The 16,984-nt window shown below is 69.5% G+C and carries 14 protein-coding genes; 7 read left to right on the forward strand and 7 right to left on the reverse strand.

Annotation, left to right across the window (positions count from 1 at the left end; translation table 11 throughout):
- Positions 1–121: 121 nt before the first annotated feature.
- Both ACWCO2_RS32645 and ACWCO2_RS32650 read left to right on the forward strand, forming a co-directional pair.
- Positions 122–913, forward strand: a complete 792-nt coding sequence (locus ACWCO2_RS32645) for a hypothetical protein (RefSeq protein ID WP_450131644.1) — start codon at positions 122–124, stop codon at positions 911–913.
- A gap of 167 nt (positions 914–1,080) precedes the next feature.
- Positions 1,081–2,436 (forward strand): hypothetical protein, encoded by a 1,356-nt coding sequence (locus tag ACWCO2_RS32650; protein ID WP_450131645.1) that lies wholly within the window; start codon positions 1,081–1,083, stop codon positions 2,434–2,436.
- 147 nt (positions 2,437–2,583) lie between these two features.
- On the opposite strand, the gene ACWCO2_RS32655 is transcribed toward ACWCO2_RS32650, so the two are convergent.
- A complete protein-coding gene (locus ACWCO2_RS32655) occupies positions 2,584–3,882 on the reverse strand; it encodes a glycosyltransferase 87 family protein (protein WP_450131646.1) in 1,299 nt (432 codons plus the stop codon).
- Between the two features lie 300 nt (positions 3,883–4,182).
- On the opposite strand from ACWCO2_RS32655, the gene ACWCO2_RS32660 reads away from it, so the two are divergent.
- A complete protein-coding gene (locus tag ACWCO2_RS32660; protein ID WP_450131647.1) occupies positions 4,183–5,034 on the forward strand; it encodes a GGDEF domain-containing protein in 852 nt (283 codons plus the stop codon).
- A gap of 109 nt (positions 5,035–5,143) precedes the next feature.
- Here the strand turns inward: ACWCO2_RS32660 and ACWCO2_RS32665 are convergent, their stop codons facing one another.
- Both ACWCO2_RS32665 and ACWCO2_RS32670 read right to left on the reverse strand, forming a co-directional pair.
- Positions 5,144–6,241 (reverse strand): inositol-3-phosphate synthase, encoded by a 1,098-nt coding sequence (locus tag ACWCO2_RS32665; protein WP_450131657.1) that lies wholly within the window; start codon positions 6,239–6,241, stop codon positions 5,144–5,146.
- Positions 6,242–6,261: 20 nt separating this feature from the next.
- Positions 6,262–6,822, reverse strand: a complete 561-nt coding sequence (locus ACWCO2_RS32670) for a PadR family transcriptional regulator (RefSeq protein ID WP_450131648.1) — start codon at positions 6,820–6,822, stop codon at positions 6,262–6,264.
- A gap of 226 nt (positions 6,823–7,048) precedes the next feature.
- Here ACWCO2_RS32670 and ACWCO2_RS32675 point away from each other — a divergent pair, with 226 nt between their 5' ends.
- The 4 genes from ACWCO2_RS32675 (at position 7,049) to ACWCO2_RS32690 (ending at position 13,089) form a co-directional block, all read left to right on the forward strand.
- Positions 7,049–7,453 carry a DUF5318 domain-containing protein gene (locus ACWCO2_RS32675; RefSeq protein ID WP_450131649.1) on the forward strand — a complete coding sequence of 135 codons (405 nt, stop codon included), beginning with the start codon at positions 7,049–7,051 and terminating at the stop codon, positions 7,451–7,453.
- Between the two features lie 101 nt (positions 7,454–7,554).
- Entirely contained in the window at positions 7,555–10,908 is a 3,354-nt protein-coding gene (locus ACWCO2_RS32680) for a transglycosylase domain-containing protein (protein ID WP_450131650.1), read from the forward strand.
- Positions 10,909–10,984: 76 nt separating this feature from the next.
- A complete protein-coding gene (locus ACWCO2_RS32685) occupies positions 10,985–12,607 on the forward strand; it encodes a glycosyltransferase family 87 protein (protein WP_450131651.1) in 1,623 nt (540 codons plus the stop codon).
- Between the two features lie 290 nt (positions 12,608–12,897).
- Positions 12,898–13,089, forward strand: coding sequence for a PspC domain-containing protein (locus ACWCO2_RS32690; RefSeq protein WP_450131652.1), 192 nt, complete (start codon positions 12,898–12,900; stop codon positions 13,087–13,089).
- Here ACWCO2_RS32690 and ACWCO2_RS32695 read toward each other — a convergent pair.
- From ACWCO2_RS32695 to ACWCO2_RS32710, 4 genes are all read right to left on the reverse strand, one after another.
- Positions 13,086–13,733, reverse strand: a complete 648-nt coding sequence (locus ACWCO2_RS32695) for a hypothetical protein (protein WP_450131653.1) — start codon at positions 13,731–13,733, stop codon at positions 13,086–13,088. The two genes, ACWCO2_RS32690 and ACWCO2_RS32695, sit on opposite strands and share 4 nt — an antisense overlap.
- On the reverse strand, positions 13,733–14,539 hold the full coding sequence (locus tag ACWCO2_RS32700) for an ABC transporter ATP-binding protein (RefSeq protein WP_450131658.1): 807 nt from the start codon (positions 14,537–14,539) through the stop codon (positions 13,733–13,735). Before ACWCO2_RS32700 ends, ACWCO2_RS32695 begins: the two co-directional genes overlap by 1 nt.
- A gap of 157 nt (positions 14,540–14,696) precedes the next feature.
- The gene (locus tag ACWCO2_RS32705; RefSeq protein ID WP_450131654.1) at positions 14,697–16,112 is read right to left on the reverse strand and encodes a M20/M25/M40 family metallo-hydrolase; all 1,416 of its coding nucleotides are present in this window, start codon (positions 16,110–16,112) and stop codon (positions 14,697–14,699) included.
- 91 nt (positions 16,113–16,203) lie between these two features.
- Positions 16,204–16,845, reverse strand: coding sequence for a GOLPH3/VPS74 family protein (locus tag ACWCO2_RS32710; RefSeq protein WP_450131655.1), 642 nt, complete (start codon positions 16,843–16,845; stop codon positions 16,204–16,206).
- Positions 16,846–16,984: the final 139 nt, after the last annotated feature.

Below are 16,984 nucleotides of genomic sequence, written 5' to 3' on the forward strand. Positions count from 1 at the left end.
GAAGCTGTCGCCCAACGCTTACGGATGGGGCGGTTGGTTTGGAAGAGTGCCCGTCGGCAAGCAGGAGATCACAGTCCTGTGGGGAGTCACACCGCTGAGCCGAGGAGGTTCTGGCCCCGACATGTCCCGCCACAACCGCACGACGGGAGCCGCCCGACAGTGGCGGCTGCTCAGTCGTGCGCTGGTGGTGGCAGGCGCGACGGTCGCCGGAACCTCCGCGGCTTGGCTGCTCGACCACGGTCCCGCCGACGCGGCGGGCCTGTCCGCGGCCGAGACCGAAGCCGAGCACGCCGCGGTCGACGTCCCGGAGAGCGAGTCCGGTCCGGCGGAGTTCTCGCTGACCCGGCTCGACCCGCTCCAGCTGGTCAACTCCGGCCCGACCGGGAAGCTGCTCGACGCGGCCAAGCCGGTCACCGAGGTGCTGCGGCAGCCCACCGCTGAAGTCGGGCAGGTCGCCAGCGATGCGCTGGCGGTCACCACCACCCAGACCAGCGCCCCGGACACCGCCGCCGAACCCGAGCCGGCGGAGCCGCCGCAGCAGCCGGTGGAAACGGACCGGACTCCGCACGCCGAGCCACCGGCCGCCGACGTCGTCGTCGAAAGCCCGGTGCAGGACGTCGCCGAGGCCGCGTCCGAGCCGCAGTGGTTCGCGCCGCCCGAACCTCCCGCGCCGGAGCCCCCGGCGCAGCCGCGCCTCCCCATCGACGCGACTCCCTTCGTGCTGCCCTCGACGCCCGGCGCCCCCGGATGCGGCGGCGCCACCGACGGGCCGCACCACAACACCACCGCGCTCGGCTGGCACCCCGCCGCGCCGGTCCGCGCCCCGGCCAAAGCCGGTGCGCCCAGCTGCGACACCACGGGGACTCTGCTGCCCAGCGTCCCCGAACCGCAGCCGGGAACCACTCCTGACTGATCGCACGGCGGCCACGTCACCGCGGCGCACAAGCACGCCTCGAGTCGGCCGCGCGAAACCCGAAGCCAATTCCGAAATGCCCGCTGCCGTGCTGCACGCACCCGGCCGGCGGTGTGGCTCGAACCCGTTCCCTCCCCGATTGAGGAAACCTCGTGAAGGAGCAATCCATGCAGACTTGGGCGAAGCGCGGTGTGCAGGCCGCGCTGGTCACCGGTGGGATGCTGGCCGTCGGCAGCGGCGTCGCATCCGCCGATCAGGCCTGCCCGGAGCGTCCGACCTCGCCGCTCGGCGAGCCGGTGAACGCGCTCGGCCAGCTCGGCGCCGACGGGCGCTGCCTGTCCGACGACCTGTTCCCGGAGAACGCTCAGGTGAACGTACCGCTGGTCGAGTCGCGCGCCGCGCACCAGGTGACCGCGCTGGCGGGCACCCTGGACCCGGTCCGGGACCTGTTGCCCGTCGTCGAGAACGACATGACGCAGGAGATGCCGGCGCTGCGCGACTGGCACACCGAACCCGCACCCACCGAGCAGTCGGCCGCCCCGCTGCACCTGGCGGGCTGGATCGCCGACCCGGCCGACGCGCGCCCGCTGGAGCACGCGGGCCTGCCGCCGTTCGACGGCAACCGGCCGGTCACCCCGGCCGAGGGCTTCCACCGCTCGCTGAGCTGGGCCGGGCCCATCGGCGAGGTGATCCGAGGAGGTGCGCATGCCCTCGACGAGGGGACGTTTCGATCGGGTCCGGTCCTGGATGTCCCTGCAAATCTGCTGACCCCGCACGACGACCTGGTCTACTTCGACGGCTTCGGCCCGGCCGACGGCATCGTCGATCTGTGGCAGGGCGTGCTCACCCCGCCGCGGGGCGGCCTGCTCGACGCGAAGCAGGTGGACCTCACCTCCGCCGAGCTGCCGGGCTTCCGCAACGAGCTGCACACCGTCCCCGGCGACGTGCTGTCGGCGGCGCTGTCCGCGATCGCGCCGCAGCCGACCCCGCGCGGTGAGTTCGTGCCGCTGGACGTGCCGGGTGAGCTGCAGGCCAAGGCCAACGAGCTGCTGGACCTCTCCGGGCTGCCGCCGCTGCTCCAGCTGAGCAAGACGCCGGGGACCACTGAGCGCAGCGACAACCCGGGCGTGCAGGCGCCGCTGCCGCTGGTCGGTGAGCTCAACACCCTGGGCGGCGGGCAGACCTCGGTGCCCACCATCAGCCGGATCACCGCCGCGTTGGACGCGCCCACCCCGCGCGCCATCGAGTTCACCGACGCGCCGCTGCAGTCCGACGTCGCGGTGCAGGTGATCGACGAGCTACAGGCCGCGCTGCCGGAGCACAAGCTCGTCACCCATAGCCCGTTGCGCCCGGCGCCGGTCCCGGCCCCGCGCAGCGCCGGCATGGCCCTGCCGGTGCTCGGCGACAGCATCCCGAACATCACCGCGATGCAGGACCAAACCCTGCCGCTGCCCGGCCTGTCCCAGCAGGTCCAGCAGCGCAGCTTCGAGAACGCTGACACGGTGGTCTTCAGCCGCATCTGATCCGCTCAGCGAAAAACCGGGGCGGGAGCTCGACAGCTCCCGCCCCGGTTTTTTTCGTTCCAGTGGACTGGCAGTTTTGCCTAGAACTGCCCAAACACCGTTTTCGGAATGGGCGGACCGTTTGCCTGAAACTGCCAATCAGAGCGTTCAGGCGCGGGCGGGGATCGCGGGTTCGGACGTCGCGGTGGGCTCGGCGGGCGTTGTGCGGCGGGCGTTCCACCACAGGATCGCGTTGTAGAGCAGGAAGGCCAGGCCGAGGTAGACGTAGGCGTTGCCGATCAGGTTCTGCGGCAGGTTCCAGGTCAGCTCCAGGCCCTTGCCCTGCGGCACCTTCCAGTGCGGGCCCATCATGAACACCCCGGTGACCAGCGTCGACGCCAGCAGCAGCGCCCAGTCGCGCCGCGTCCAGGCCGCGCCGAGCAGCAGCACCAGCCCCGGGATCGCCCACACCCAGTGGTGCGACCACGAGATCGGGGAGATCAGCAGGCCGAACACGCCGTTGATCACCACCGCGGTCGGCAGGTCCCGCTGCCGGATCGCGTGCAGCATCCCCAGCACCGCCATGACCAGGGCGATCACCGCCACTGCGGCGAGCACCGGGGTCAGGTGGTTCACCCCGACCTTGGTCAGCAGCGACCGCAGCGACTGGTTGCCCGCGTAGGTCGAGGCGTCGCCGGTGAAATTCGGGCCGAAGGAGACGTTGCTGGTCGCGAACACCTCCTGCAGCCAGAAGCGGCGGGCGTTGTCGAAGGTCAGCGCGAAACCCAGCAGCACGGTGCCGGCGAAGGTCAGCAGCGCGGTCGCGATCATCCGCACGTCCTTGCGCAGCAGCGGCAGCAGCAGAAACACCAGTGGGGTCAGCTTGATCCCGGCGGCCAGGCCGATCAGCAGCCCGCGCGGGTAGGGCAGCTTCTGCTGCCCGTCCGTCCGCCACAGGCAGTCCACCGCGACCAGCGCCATCAGCACGATGTTGATCTGCGCGTAGGTGATGGTCTCCAGCACCGGCTCGCTGATCGTGGCCACCGGCAGCACCGCCGCCACCACCAGCAGCACCCGCTCGCGGTGCGCCCGCAGGAACGTCGCCGCGCTGAGCACCATGTACAGCGTGGTCAGCAGCGCGAGGTGGCTGACCAGCATGATCACCGCGGTCGAGACCGCCTTCGGGACCAGCGCCAGCGGGGAGAACAGGATCGCCGCGAACGGCGGGTAGATGAACGGCAGCCGCAGCCCGGACTCGGTCGCGGGCAGGTTGTTGTAGAGGTCATGGCCGCCCAGCAGCGCCTTCGCGCCCAGCCGGTACACCTCGCCGTCGATGTGGTCGTGGGTGTTGATGGTCGACACCATCACCACCGCGAGCAGTTCGGCGACCGCGATGACCGCCAGCAGCCTCCGGTGTTCGCGCAACCGGTCGGCCAGCGGTGTTCGCGCGATCCCGGTCACCGGCATGCGTCGTCCTCCTCGCCTGAGCACAATTCCCCCGGACAAGCGTAGAGATCTACGCGGCCGAAGGGCCTGTCGCAGGCCCGCTTTGGGATCGGTGCCACTTCTAATGTTTCACCTGCTCGAATCGTCAAGTGCCGTTCGGCGAGGTGAACGATCAGGAACTGCATCGTCAAGAACTGACGCAGCGTTATCTGTCGAGCGAGAACACCACCATTAAGGGTGGTCGCTGAGCCCTTGAAAAGGGACCTGCTGGGAGGGGAGGCTCAGACGGACTGCTCCGTTTGGTGGGGAGGAGGAGGCCGAATGAGTGTTGTTGACGTGACCACGGCTGCTCAGCTGACGTCGGTGTGGGACGACAACATCAGCGGACTCAACGTCGGTGTGCTGCTGACCGATGAACGCGGGCAGGTACTGGCCACCAACGACGTCGCCGCCGAACTCATGCAGCTGGCCAAGGCCGACCTGCTCACCGGCGCCCGTCCCGCGGGCTGGCACCTGCGCGACGAGACCGGTGCGGCGATGCCGGACTGGGCAGACCTCGCCGGCCAGGTGCTGCGCGCCGGTTCCCCGCTGTCCATCCCGATGGTGATCGCCCGCAGCGGGCAGCCGTTGAGCCGCATCTGGGCGGACTACCACGCGGTGCGGGTCCAGGGGCGCAGCCGAGTGCTGATCCTGCTGCAGCCGGTGCACACCGACGTCTCGCACAGCCGCGGCCTGCTGGACCCGCTGACCGGATTGCCCGGTCGCGTCCTGCTGCTGGACCGCCTCGAGCAGTCCCTGATACGCGCCCGCAGCCGCGGCACGCTGTCCACACTGGTGCTGATCGACGTGCAGCGGCTCGCAGACTTCAACGCCGAGCACGGCTTCGACCGCGGCGACGAGCTGCTGACCACGCTGGCCGGTCGGCTGCGGGAAGGGCTCAGCGACGAGCACACCGTGGCCCGCTACGGCGGCGACGAGTTCGCGGTGATCGCCGAGCACCCGAGCGGCACCGGCGAAGCGATCGCCGAGCAGGCGCGGGAAGTGGCCGGCTGGCCGCTGCGCGTCGGCCGCAAGCGCGTCCGCCCCGGACTGCGCGTTTCCTGGGTGACCACCGACGGTCACGCCCCGGTCCACTCGGTCCTGTCCAGGGCCGAGCAGCAGTTGCAGCACTGAGAACCGGTGCTCGCAGGATCGATGGAGGGAGGTGGCGCGTGGGTCTGGAGACCCCTGAACGACGAAGGGCACCCGCTCGTGGCGCGGGTGCCCTCTCGTTTCGAACGGGTCAGCGTTCGGTCTTGCCCTCGATGAAGTCCTCGATGGCCTGGTAGGCCGCCGAGTCGGAGTACTGCTCCGGCGGGGACTTCATGAAGTAGGACGAGGCCGACAGGATCGGGCCGCCGATGCCGCGGTCCTTGGCGATCTTGGCCGCGCGGACCGCGTCGATGATGATGCCCGCCGAGTTCGGCGAGTCCCACACCTCGAGCTTGTACTCCAGGTTCAGCGGCACGTCGCCGAAGGCGCGGCCCTCGAGCCGGATGTAGGCCCACTTGCGGTCGTCCAGCCACGGCACGTAGTCCGACGGACCGATGTGCACGTTGCGCTTGCCCAGATCGCGGTCGACCTGCGAAGTCACCGACTGCGTCTTGGAGACCTTCTTCGACTCCAGCCGCTCCAGTTCCTTCATGTTCATGAAGTCCATGTTGCCGCCGACGTTGAGCTGCATCGTGCGGTCCAGGTGCACGCCGCGGTCCTCGAACAGCTTGGCCAGCACCCGGTGCGTGATGGTCGCCCCGACCTGCGACTTGATGTCGTCACCGACGATCGGCACGCCCGCGTCGGCGAACTTCTTCGCCCACTCCGGGTCCGAGGCGATGAACACCGGCAGCGCGTTGACGAACGCCACCCCGGCGTCGATCGCGCACTGCGCGTAGAACTTGTCGGCCTCCTCGGAGCCCACCGGCAGGTAGGAGACCAGCACGTCGACCTCGGCGTCCTTGAGCGCCTGCACGACGTCGACCGGCTGCTCGTCGGACTCCTCGATGGTCTCCCGGTAGAACCGGCCGAGGCCGTCGTAGGTGTGACCGCGCTGCACGGTGACGCCCAGCGGCGGCACGTCGGCGATCTTGATCGTGTTGTTCTCGCTGGCGACGATGGCCTCGGAGAGGTCCCGGCCGACCTTCTTCGCATCCACGTCGAAGGCCGCCACGAACTTGACGTCCCGCACGTGGTACTCGCCGAACTCGACGTGCATGAGGCCGGGCACCCGGCTGTTCGGGTCGGCGTCGGCGTAGTAGTGGACGCCCTGCACCAGGGATGCCGCGCAGTTCCCGACGCCGACGATCGCCACTCGCACCGTACGACCGGGCCGTTCTCCGCCCATGGCAGGGCCCTCCTTCTTGGTCATCTGTCGTGTCCTTGCAGTTCTTGCTCACGCGCCGCAGCGTCCTGCTCGGCGCGTTCGTTTTCGATGATTTCGTCGAGCCAGCGAACCTCGCGTTCGCTGTGGTCTAGGCGAAGGCGGTGCAGCTCCCGCGTGTAGCGGTCGAACCGGTCGTCGTGCGCCAGCGCGCTGCGCAGGCCGTCCCGGCGTTCCTCCACGCGGCGCCGCCGCCCTTCCAGGATCCGCAGCCGAACCTCGGCCGGAGTGCGGGAGAAGAACACCATGTGCACGCCGAACGCGTTGTCGTCGCAGGCCTGCGGCCCGCAGTCGCCGACCAGCTCCGTGAAGCGGAACTCGCCGTCCGGGGTTATCCGGTACACGCGACGGGCCCGCCGGCCCCAGCCGTGCACGTCGGGTTCTTCCTCGATCAGTCCGGCGCGCTGCAGCCTGCGCAACGTCGGGTACAAAGTTCCGCAAGACAGCGCGCGGAAAGCACCAGGTGTGTCGTGCAACCGCTTCCGCAACTCGTAGCCGTGCATCGGGGCCTCGTGCAGAAGTCCGAGCACGGCGAGTTCGAGCATCCGCACCTCCTCGGCCCGAAACCATCGGTGGCTTCGTGCGGAACCGGACTGCGCGCCACGTGCGCGCATCCCGCTGAGCCACCTGGTGGATTATATCGCGCCGATATATCGGGAACCACGATCGAGCGGCGCGCAGGTGGCGGTCGTCACTGCACGTGGTGGCTGGTGGGCACGCCTGCCCTGAACGGCGCATGGAGCAGTCGTCGTCGGCACGTACCCTGTGGTCGTGCAGACCCAACGGCAAGTGGTCGACTACGCGTTGCAGCGCAGGGCGCTGCTCGCGCAGGTCCACGCTGGCCGCGTCGGGGTGATGGAGGTCTGCGACGCCGACCCGTACTTGCTGCAGGCGGCGAAATTCCATGGTGAGCCGAGCGGGGTCACCTGCCCGGTGTGTCGGAAGGAACCGTTGACCCTGGTCTCCTGGGTCTTCGGTGATGCCCTCAAGCACGCGTCCGGTTCGGCGCGAGCTTCCGAGGAGCTGGACCGGATGGCAGCCGTGTTCGAGGAGTTCAACGTCCACGTCGTAGAGGTATGCCGCACATGTAATTGGAACCACCTGGTGCAGTCGTACGTCCTGGGAACTGGCGGCTTGAACGAGCGGCCTTCCCGGCGCAAGACTGCTGCGGAGTGACACCTGGTCGTGCCCCGACATGACCGCGCGCCCGGTGCGGCGCAACCCCGACGTGAACGCATCACATGGCGTCGCCCGACGCCAGTCCTGGAGGCCCACTCGTGAACGACGAGCGTGACGACCACCCCGGAGGCCGCCACTCAAGGCATCCCCAGCCCGACGGTCGTGGCACGCCGCCCCCGCCGCAACGCCCCGGTCCGCCGCGTCCCGGCGACCAGGCGCGTCCGCCGCAGCGGTCGATGCCCGGTCCGCCGCCTGCGGGGCCGGGTGGACCGGCGTGGCCGAGCGAGGAGCGGCGGCCCGGTCAGCGCCCTGGTCCGCCGCCACCCCCGCCGAACCAGCAGGGCCAGCAGCGGCCTGTTGGCGGTCCGGACGTGGAGGAGACCCAGCAGCACCCCGCGGTGCCCGCTTCCGACGCGAAGTGGCCCGAGGAGGAGTCGGCGCAGGAGAGCACCGGAGCGTGGACGCCGTCGTTCGACGATGACGATGACGACGACTCCGCGCTGTCCAAGCGGCTGAGCGGGGACTCGGACAACTCAGGTTCCGATGGGGGCAAGCTCGACCTGCCCACCACGTACTCCCAGGTGCCACCGCCCCCACCGGGCGCAGGCAACGGTCCGCCCCCACCGGGCGCAGGCAACGGTCCACCCCCACCACCTCCAGGTGGTCGGCAGGGGCCACCGCCGGGTCCGCCGCAGACCCGCCAGGGTCCGCCGCCGGGACGGCCGCCGCAGCCCCCGAACGCGGAGCAGCCGACGCAGAACATCCCGCAGACGCCGGGTCGCGATGACGACCGCCGTCGTGCAGGTGGCGCTGCTGCCGCAGGTGCGGCGGGTGCCGCCGCAGCGGCAGGCATGGCCGCGGGCGCGGGTAGCGCCGCGGCAGCAGGCGGTGCCGCAGGCGCCGCTGGCGCTGGAGCCGCCGGAACTGGGGCGGCAGGCGCTGGGGCGGCGGGTGCTGCTGGAGCGGCGGGTGCCGCAGGCGGTGCTGCTGCCGGTGGCGCGGCCGCTGGTGCCGCGATGGGGGCTGCCGGTGGTTCGGGGAATCGCCGCGAGCCGCAGCTGCTCACGCACCAGGACCAGGGCGCCTACAACTACTACGCCTCTGAACCCGACGACGACCCGTACGACAACTACGACGACGGGCGCGCCGACGCCCCGCACGGGAATGATCGAGATGGCGACGACGGATTCGACGACTTCGGCCCGTCCGGCGACGATCCGGACGACGAGATGAGCGCCCGCCGGGCCAAGCGCAGCACGCTCTGGCGGCGAGTGCGGCGCACCTGCTACGTGGGCATCGCCGCAACCGTCCTGCTGCCTGTCGCCGTGTTCATCTACGGCTACGTCATGTGGGACACGCCGGACGAGGCGAAGGTCATGAGCATGAACCGGCCCGTCGACCTGCTCTACGCCAACGGCGAGCCGATGGCGCGGGTTTCCAACGACAAAACCCGCGAGGTGCTGCACAACATCAACGAGGTCTCCCCGGCGATGCAGAACGCCACCATCGCCGCCGAGGACGCGTCCTTCCACACCAACCCGGGTTTCAGCTTCCAGGGCATCGCGCGGTCGGTCTACTTCATGCTGACCGGCTCCGGTGTCGGCGGCGGTTCCACCATCACCCAGCAGTTCCTCAAGCTCGACGGGGAGATGGAGAAGGACCCGGTCTACGTCCGCAAGGTCAAGGAGATCGTGCTGGCGTACAAGCTGACCAACGAGAAGTCCAAAGACGAGATCATGCTGGCGTACATGAACACCGCCAGCTACGGACGTGGCACGCACGGCCTCAAGGCCGCGTCGAAGGCGTACTTCGGCAAGGACCCGAAGGACCTCAACAACGCCGAATCGGCCATCCTCGCCGGTGTCGTGCAGGCCCCGTACGGCGGAAAGGGCGGCGTCGGCAGCAACGACCCCGGCCTGGACCCGGAGAAGGGCCGGAAGCGCTGGGAGTACGTCGTCGGGCGGATGGAGGAGGACGGCTTCCTCCAGCCGGGCGAGCGGGAAACCATGCAGTACCCGGAAACCCTCCCGCGCGAGAACGTGCGCAAGGAAACCCGGCTCAGCCCCGAGCAGGACGCCATCTGGGAAGCCGTCAAGGCGGAGCTGGCGGAGCAGGGGCTGTCCGAGGACGACCTGTTCCGCGGCGGCTACCGGATCAAGACCACCATCGATTCGGACGCGCAGACCATGGCCGAAGACGCCGTCCGCTCGGAGATGGACGGCGAGCCGGAATCGCTGCGGACCTCGCTGGTCGCGGTCGACCCGGAGACCGGTGGGGTGCTGGCCTACTACGGTTCGAAGCGCAACAACGGTGACCTGGACTGGGCCAGCAAGCCGCAGGAGCCGGGCTCCTCGTTCAAGCCGTTCGTGGTGGCGGCCGGGCTGGAACAGGGCCTGGGCATCGGCGAGTACTACGACGGCAGCGACAATCAGGAGATCCAGGGCACGACGTTCGGCAACGCGCCCGGCGTGAAGTGCGAAATTCCGGAGCGCTGTGGCGTCCGTGAGGCGATGACCGAGTCGGTCAACACGGTGTTCGTCAACCTGGCCGCCAAGGTCGGGCTGCCCAAGGTCGCCGAGACCGCGCACAAAGCGGGCATCTCGGACTCGACCAAGCTGAGCAACTACGAGAACGGCGTCGTCGAAGCCGGTATCGCGCTGGGCATGTACCCGGTGCAGCCGGCGGACATGGCCGCGGCGTACGGGACGTTCGTCAACGGCGGTCAGCGGATCAAGCCGCACTTCGTGACCGAGGCGATCGGCTCCGAGGCCGGTCCGCGCGAGCTGGACATCCCGAAGCCGGAGCCGGCGTACGGCGACGATGCGAAGGAGAGCCAGGACATCGCCTACAACGTCGCCCAGACGATGAAGGACGTGGCGCAGAGCAGCAAGGTGCCGCTGGACGGCGGTCGGCCGGTGTGGTCGAAGACCGGTACCCACCAGTGGGGTTCGACGGACCTGAACCGCAACGCCTGGATGATCGGTGCGACGCCGCAGATCTCCACCGCGGTGGGCATGCTCAACAACGAGGGCGGAACGCAACCGAAGCCGCTGCGTGACGCCGAAGGCAAGAGCTTCTACGGCAGCTCGCACCCGTCCAAGGTGTGGCAGACATTCATGAACTCCTACCTGCAGGGCAAGAAGGTGGAGCAGATCCCGAAGGGCAACGCGATCGGCCAGTTCGAGGACATCCCGCTGCCGCCTCCGCCGCCGGAGACCACGCAGCCGAGCGAGTCCCCGGACCCGAGCGAGTCCCAGGACCCGAGCGAGTCCCAGGACCCGAGCGACTCCCAGGACCCGACCACCAGCAAGGACAAGCCGAGCAAGGACTGCGGTGGCCTGTTCGAGCCGCCGTGCCCGCCGGGCAACGGCAACGGCAACGGCGACAGCGGGAGCGGCGACGGTGGTGCGAACGACGTCGCACCGACGGACCAGCCGAGGTACAGCGGCTGACGGTCGGTTCACGCACGAGGGGCATTCGCGGTGGCGGGTGCCCCTCCCGCGTTTTCGGGCCAAGTAGCATCCGGGCGTGTCCACCTCGACCGAGCCCGCCAGCACTGATCCGCCGATCCCAGGTCAGCGCCCGGACTCAGCGGTGGACAGCGATTCGCTCGGCCCCGCGGACCGCGTCGCGCCGACCTGGTCCGAGCCGCTGGCGCAGCGGATCAGCCGCCCCTTCGGCGGTCGGCTGGGGCGGCACGCGCAGCTCGGTCGGCAGTGGTTCTGGACGCCGCTGCGCGTGATCCTGCTGTTCGCGGTCCTGGTGCTGGCCGCCGCGTGGCTGTTCAAGGCGCCCTGCCAGATGACCTACGACTCGGGCAGCGGACCGCAGCTGGACTGGCGGAACAACAAGCAGTACACCGCCATGTGCTACACCGACATCATCCCGCGCTACGGGATGGGCGACCTGGCGCCCGACGACGCGTTCCCGTACAAGACGGCGTGGTTGGAGAAGCCGGGCACACCGCAGGAGAAGGTCCGGTACATGGAGTACCCGGTGCTGACCGGGGTGTTCCAGTGGATCAACGCGCGGGCTGCCGACGGGTGGGCGACGCTGGCCGGGCTCGGTCTGCTGCCAGGCGGTCTGACCAGCGTCCTGTACTTCAACATCACTGCGTTCTGGCTGGCCGCGGCCTGGCTGGTGACGATCTGGGCGCTGGTCCTGCTGTGCCGCAGGCGCGTTTGGGACGTCGCGATCGCCGCGCTCTCACCGCTGGTCCTGGTGCACGCCTTCACCAACTTCGACGCGCTCGCCACCGCTTTGGGCACCGCGGGCCTGCTCGCGTGGTCGCGGCGCCGGCCGGTGCTGGCCGGGGTGCTGATCGGTCTCGGCGGGGCGGCCAAGCTCTACCCGCTGTTCTTCCTCGGACCGCTGCTGATCCTGGCCTGGCGGGCCGGGAAGGTCTCGGAGGCGGTGCGCACGGTGCTGGCCGCGGCGCTGGCCTGGCTGGCGGTGAACGTGCCGATCCTGGTGCTCTACCCCGACGGCTGGAGCGAGTTCTTCCGGCTCAACAACGAGCGTCCGGCCGACCCGGACTCGCTGTACAACGTGCTGATGTACTTCACCGGCTGGACCGGTTTCGACGGCCCGCTGCAGAACGGTGCGACGCCGACGGTGCTCAACGCGGTGAGCCTGGTGCTGTTCCTGCTGGCCTGCGCGGCGATCGGCTGGTTGGCGCTGGCCGCCCGGACCCGGCCGCGGCTGGCGCAGCTGTGCTTCCTGGTGGTGGCGGCGTTTCTGCTGACCAACAAGGTGTGGAGCCCGCAGTACTCGCTGTGGCTGGTGCCGCTGGCGGTGCTGGCGATCCCGCGCTGGCGGCTGCTGCTGGCGTGGATGGCCGTCGACGCGGCGGTGTGGGCGCCGCGGATGTACTACTACCTCGGCACCGCGAACAAGGGCTTGCCGGAGGGCTGGTTCCTGGGCGCGGTCGTGATCCGGGACGCGATGGTGGTGGCGCTGTGCGTGCTGATCATCCGCGAGATCCTGAACCCGGCCCGCGACAAGGTCCGGGCAACCCTGGCGGTCCGCCCGGAACAGGTGCCGGACGCCCTGGACGACCCGTGCGGCGGGTTCCTCGACGGAGCCCGAGACCGCTTCGTCCTCCCCACCCCCACGGACCTGGCCACCCGCCGCAAAACCCCCGCAGGCTGAGCCCGGGGGGAACTCCAACTTTAGGGAAATTTGGAGTCCCCCACGCCCGATCCGGCGTCACCGAGGGTTCCCAACTTTAGGGAAATTTGGAGTCCCCCACGCCCGATCCGGCGTCACCGAGGGTTCCCAACTTTAGGGAAATTTGGAGTCCCCCACGCCCGATCCGGCGTCACCGAGGGTTCCCAACTTTAGGGAAATTTGGAGTCACTTCTCCGGGGTGAGGTGCGGTCAGGGGGAAGTCGGGGTTCTTCCCCGACGCCGGAGCGGGCCTTGGCGCGGATGCTGCAGGTATGACGACCTATCGGATGTCCCTGGTCCGGCCGCAGGAGAGCGCGATGATCGCCGGCGTGTGCGCCGGGATCGCCGAGCGGTTCGGCGTGAAGCCGTTCACCGTCCGGCTCCTCTTCCTGCTGTCCTGCCTGCTCCCCGGTCCGCAGTTCCTGATCTACCTGGCCCTTTGGGTCCTCATCCCGAAGCGCTAGGAGCGGCGGATCACCCAGGTGCCGACGCCGAGGATGCTGGCGACCAGCGCGACCAGTGCGGTGAGCGTCGACTGGATCAGCAGTGCCGGCGGCGTCGTCCCGGAGCTCAGCGCGTACACCACCGGGTACGCGAACGGGAGCCATTCGACCAGCAGGACGACCGTGAACAGAGCCGCTGCGGCGATGACGGTGTAGCCGATCCGGCGGACGACCAGGCCCGAGCACGGCAGCGCGACCGCGATGCCGAACGCCGCGCACACCAGGTTCCCGAGCAGTCCGATAACCAGATCTGCTGCGGGGTAAGCAAATCCGGACGACACCTGCGACCAGACAACGGTCAGCGAGGAGAGCCCGACAGCGCAGCACAGCACGGTCAGCACCGTGCCGAACAGCATCCGGTGCGCTGAGCCGGCGTGTGCGCGGGTGATCGTGCGCTGCACGACGTCCTCCACGTCGACCAGCGCGATCGTCAGCCAGCCGGACACCACCAGCATCGCGGCAGCCGTCACCGCGAAACCGGGCAGCGCCGGTCCGGTGTTGTCGCTGTAGAGGACCGCCATCAGTCCGATGTGGAGCAACACCGGCGGCAAGTAGCGCTGCGAATGCCCGAGTTCGGCGAGCCGGTAACCGATCAGCGCGATCATCAGCTCCCCACCTTCGAGTCCACCGCGATCACCGCGCAGCAGCGCTGGACCGCTTCGAACAGGACCGATTCCCGTTCCATCACGGTCACTTCCAGTTCCAAGTCGTCGCCGTACCGCACCGACACCACGCCGCGTCGGCTGGCCCAGTCCGCATCTTCCCCACCGCGCAACAGGATTCGGCAGGTCGCCGCCTCGGCGTCGAGCAGTTGGAGCCGTCCGCCGACGAGCAGGTGCGATCGGACGGACTCGCTGCGCACGAGGTCCGGCCGGTGGTCGGTGAACACCACGGCGGTGCCGTCGGCCGCTAACTCGTCGATGACGTCGTTCAGCACCGCGCGGGTGTCGGTGTCCAGCCCGGACCACGGTTCGTCCAGCACCAGCAGCTCGGGCCTGCATAACAGCGCCTGCACCAAGCCGACCTTCTGCGCGTTGCCCTTCGACAGGTCGCGCAGTGGCGTGTCCGGTCCCCCGGCCAGCGCGAACCGCTCCAGCCACTCGCCGGCGCGTCGCCGGGAGTCGACTTTGGACAGTCCGCTGATCCGGCCGAGGCGGGAGAGGTAGGAGAGGGCGCTCATCCGCTGCCGCGCGGGGAACCGGTCGGGCACGTACCCCGTGCGCGGCTTCCCGGAGGCGGTTCCGCTGGACGGTCTGGAGAGCCCGGCGAGGATCCGCAGCAGCGTGGACTTCCCGGAACCGTTGGTGCCCACGATCCCCACGACCTCGCCCGCCGTCACCGAGAGATCAACACCCCGGAGCACCGGCCGTGCCCCGTAGTTCTTGGACACCCCGACGAGTTCTCGGACCATCACCCAGAACCCCTTTTCCACCAGTGAAAATGGCGCTCGTCCAGCTGCCGAGCGCTCTTTGCAGGTATACCTTGCGCCGCTCCGCCCGGAGCAGCCTCACCCGACGCGGAAAGGGCGCCGGTTTCGCTTGGAACCGGCGCCCTTTCCGGGTTTCAGATCAGCGGGCGGCGTGCGCGTCCAGGACGTAGGCGATCGCCGAGGTGATCTTCGCCGCGAACGGCAGGTTCAGGGACTCGTCCGGCACGTGCGCGTTGCTGTCCGGGCCGAGCGCGCCGGTCACCACGAACTGCGCCTCCGGGTAGGCGTCGTGCAGCAGACCCATGAACGGGATCGAGCCGCCGAGGCCCATCGTCCGCCACTCGGCGCCGAACACCTCGTCACCGGCCCGGTCGAGCGCGGTCGACAGCCACGGCGCGAGGTCAGGGGCGTTCCAGCCCAGCCCGGCCTCGGTGTGCCCGAAGGTCACCTTCGCGCCGTAGGGCACGTCGGTGGACAGCTTCTCCTGCACCGCGCGCAGCGCAGCGGCCGGATCGGCGGTCGGCGGCAGGCGGAAGCTCAGCACCGCGGTCGTGTAAGGCCGCAGGACGTTGCCCGCGTCGGCCGGTTCCGGCAGGCCGGAGGCGCCGGTGACCGACAGCGTCGGCCGCCACGTGCTGTTCAGCGCCAGCTCGACCTCGTCTTCGGCGACCGGTCGCAGCCCCTCCGGCCACGGCACCGAGTTGCGGATCAGGCCCGGCGCGGCCTCGATCGCCGAGCGCACCTCGGCGATCCGGTTCTCCGGGATCTCCACGTTCAGCTCGGGAACCAGGACCTCGCCGGTCTCGGAGTCCTCCAGCCGGTCGAGCAGCTGCCGCAGCACGCGGAACGAGCTGGGCACGATGCCGCTGGCCATGCCGGAGTGCAGCCCGCTGTCCAGCACCTGCACAGTGACCTCCACCGTCGCCATGCCGCGCAGGGAGGTCGTCAGCCACATCCGGTCGTAGTCGCCCGCGCCGGAGTCCAGGCACACCACCAGCGACACGTCACCGAGCCGCTCGGACAGGTGCGTCAGGTAGGCGGGCAGGTCCGGGCTGCCGGACTCCTCACCGGTCTCGAGCATCACCACGCAGCGCGCGTGCGAGCCGCCGTGCGCGCGAACCGCCTCGAACGCGGTGATCGCCGCGTATCCGGCGTACCCGTCATCGGCCGCGCCGCGGCCGAACAGCCGGTCGTCGCGGACCACCGGCGTCCACGGCCCAAGTCCTTCGGACCAGCCGCCCACCGGCGGCTGCTTGTCGAGGTGCCCGTAGAGCAGCACGGTTCCCTCGGCTGCGCCTTCGGTGGCCGGGATGTCCACCAGCAGCAGCGGGGTGCGCTCGGGCAGTCGGACGACCTCGAGCTCAGCGCCTTCGATGCCGCGCGCGGTGATCCACCGGCGCACGTGCTCCACGGCGGCGTCGAGATGTCCGGACTCGACCCAGTCGGCGTCGAAGGCGGGGGAGACTGCTGGGATCTCCACCAGCTCCGACAGGCTCGGCAGGACGGACTCGTCCCACACCCGATCAACGGTCTTCGAAACGGCAACACGATCCACACGACGATCCTATGCCCGCGGCCTCCCCCAATGCCGCGACGCCGTGGGCGGGAGTCAGTTCTGCCTAAAAATGACCGCTTGGGTTCAGCGCTCAGCTGCCTCCGGCGGTCGCGGTCACCGTGATGGCGGCGGTGGTGATCACCGCGGTCGCCGCCGCGATCACCTGCTCGACCGCCTTGCCGAGGGCTTCGCCCTTGCTGATCTCCTTCAACCGCTTGCGCTCGGCGCGTTCGAAGCCGAGGTGGTTGCCCAGGCCGGTCGCGTGCACCAGCGCCGCGAGCAGCGTCGATCGGTTGTCCAGCTCGCGTTCGTCGCGGGCGATCGAGCGCAGCTCGACGATCAGCGCGTTGCGCGTCTCCACGTGCGGAAAGTACTTGTTGTACGGGATGAACAGCACGGTCCGCTGCTCGTGCCGCATCAGCTCTCGCTGCGCCAGGTCGGCGCAGTGCCGCTTGCGCGCGCCGCGTCGGCTCTGGATGAAGGTCGCGGCCGCCACCGGTTTGTTCCGTGGCCCCGACTTCTGCTGCAGGTAGCCGATGGATTCGTCGATCCAGTCGACACCGCTGGGGCTCGGATCGTCCACCTGGATCTTCTTGCCGATGAACGAAACCCTGCGTTGCAGCACCAGCTCGCCGAGCTCGGCGGCGCCGGTGTGATCGCACGTCGAGTGGTACGAGCCGTTCTCCCGCTGCAGCAGGAGGACGAACTCCTCCGGCAAGGTCAACGAAGTCATGCGCCTCAGTCTCGCACCGTTCCGTCCACCCCACTCCGCGATTCCAATGAGGTGATCTCAGTGGAATGGGGAGGGCTGGGGGCCTGAAGGCGATGTGGGCGTGGGGTCCTGGTAGAAGAAGGTCTCACCACAAGATCAT

The sequence above is a fragment of the Saccharopolyspora sp. NPDC002376 genome (assembly GCF_053593195.1).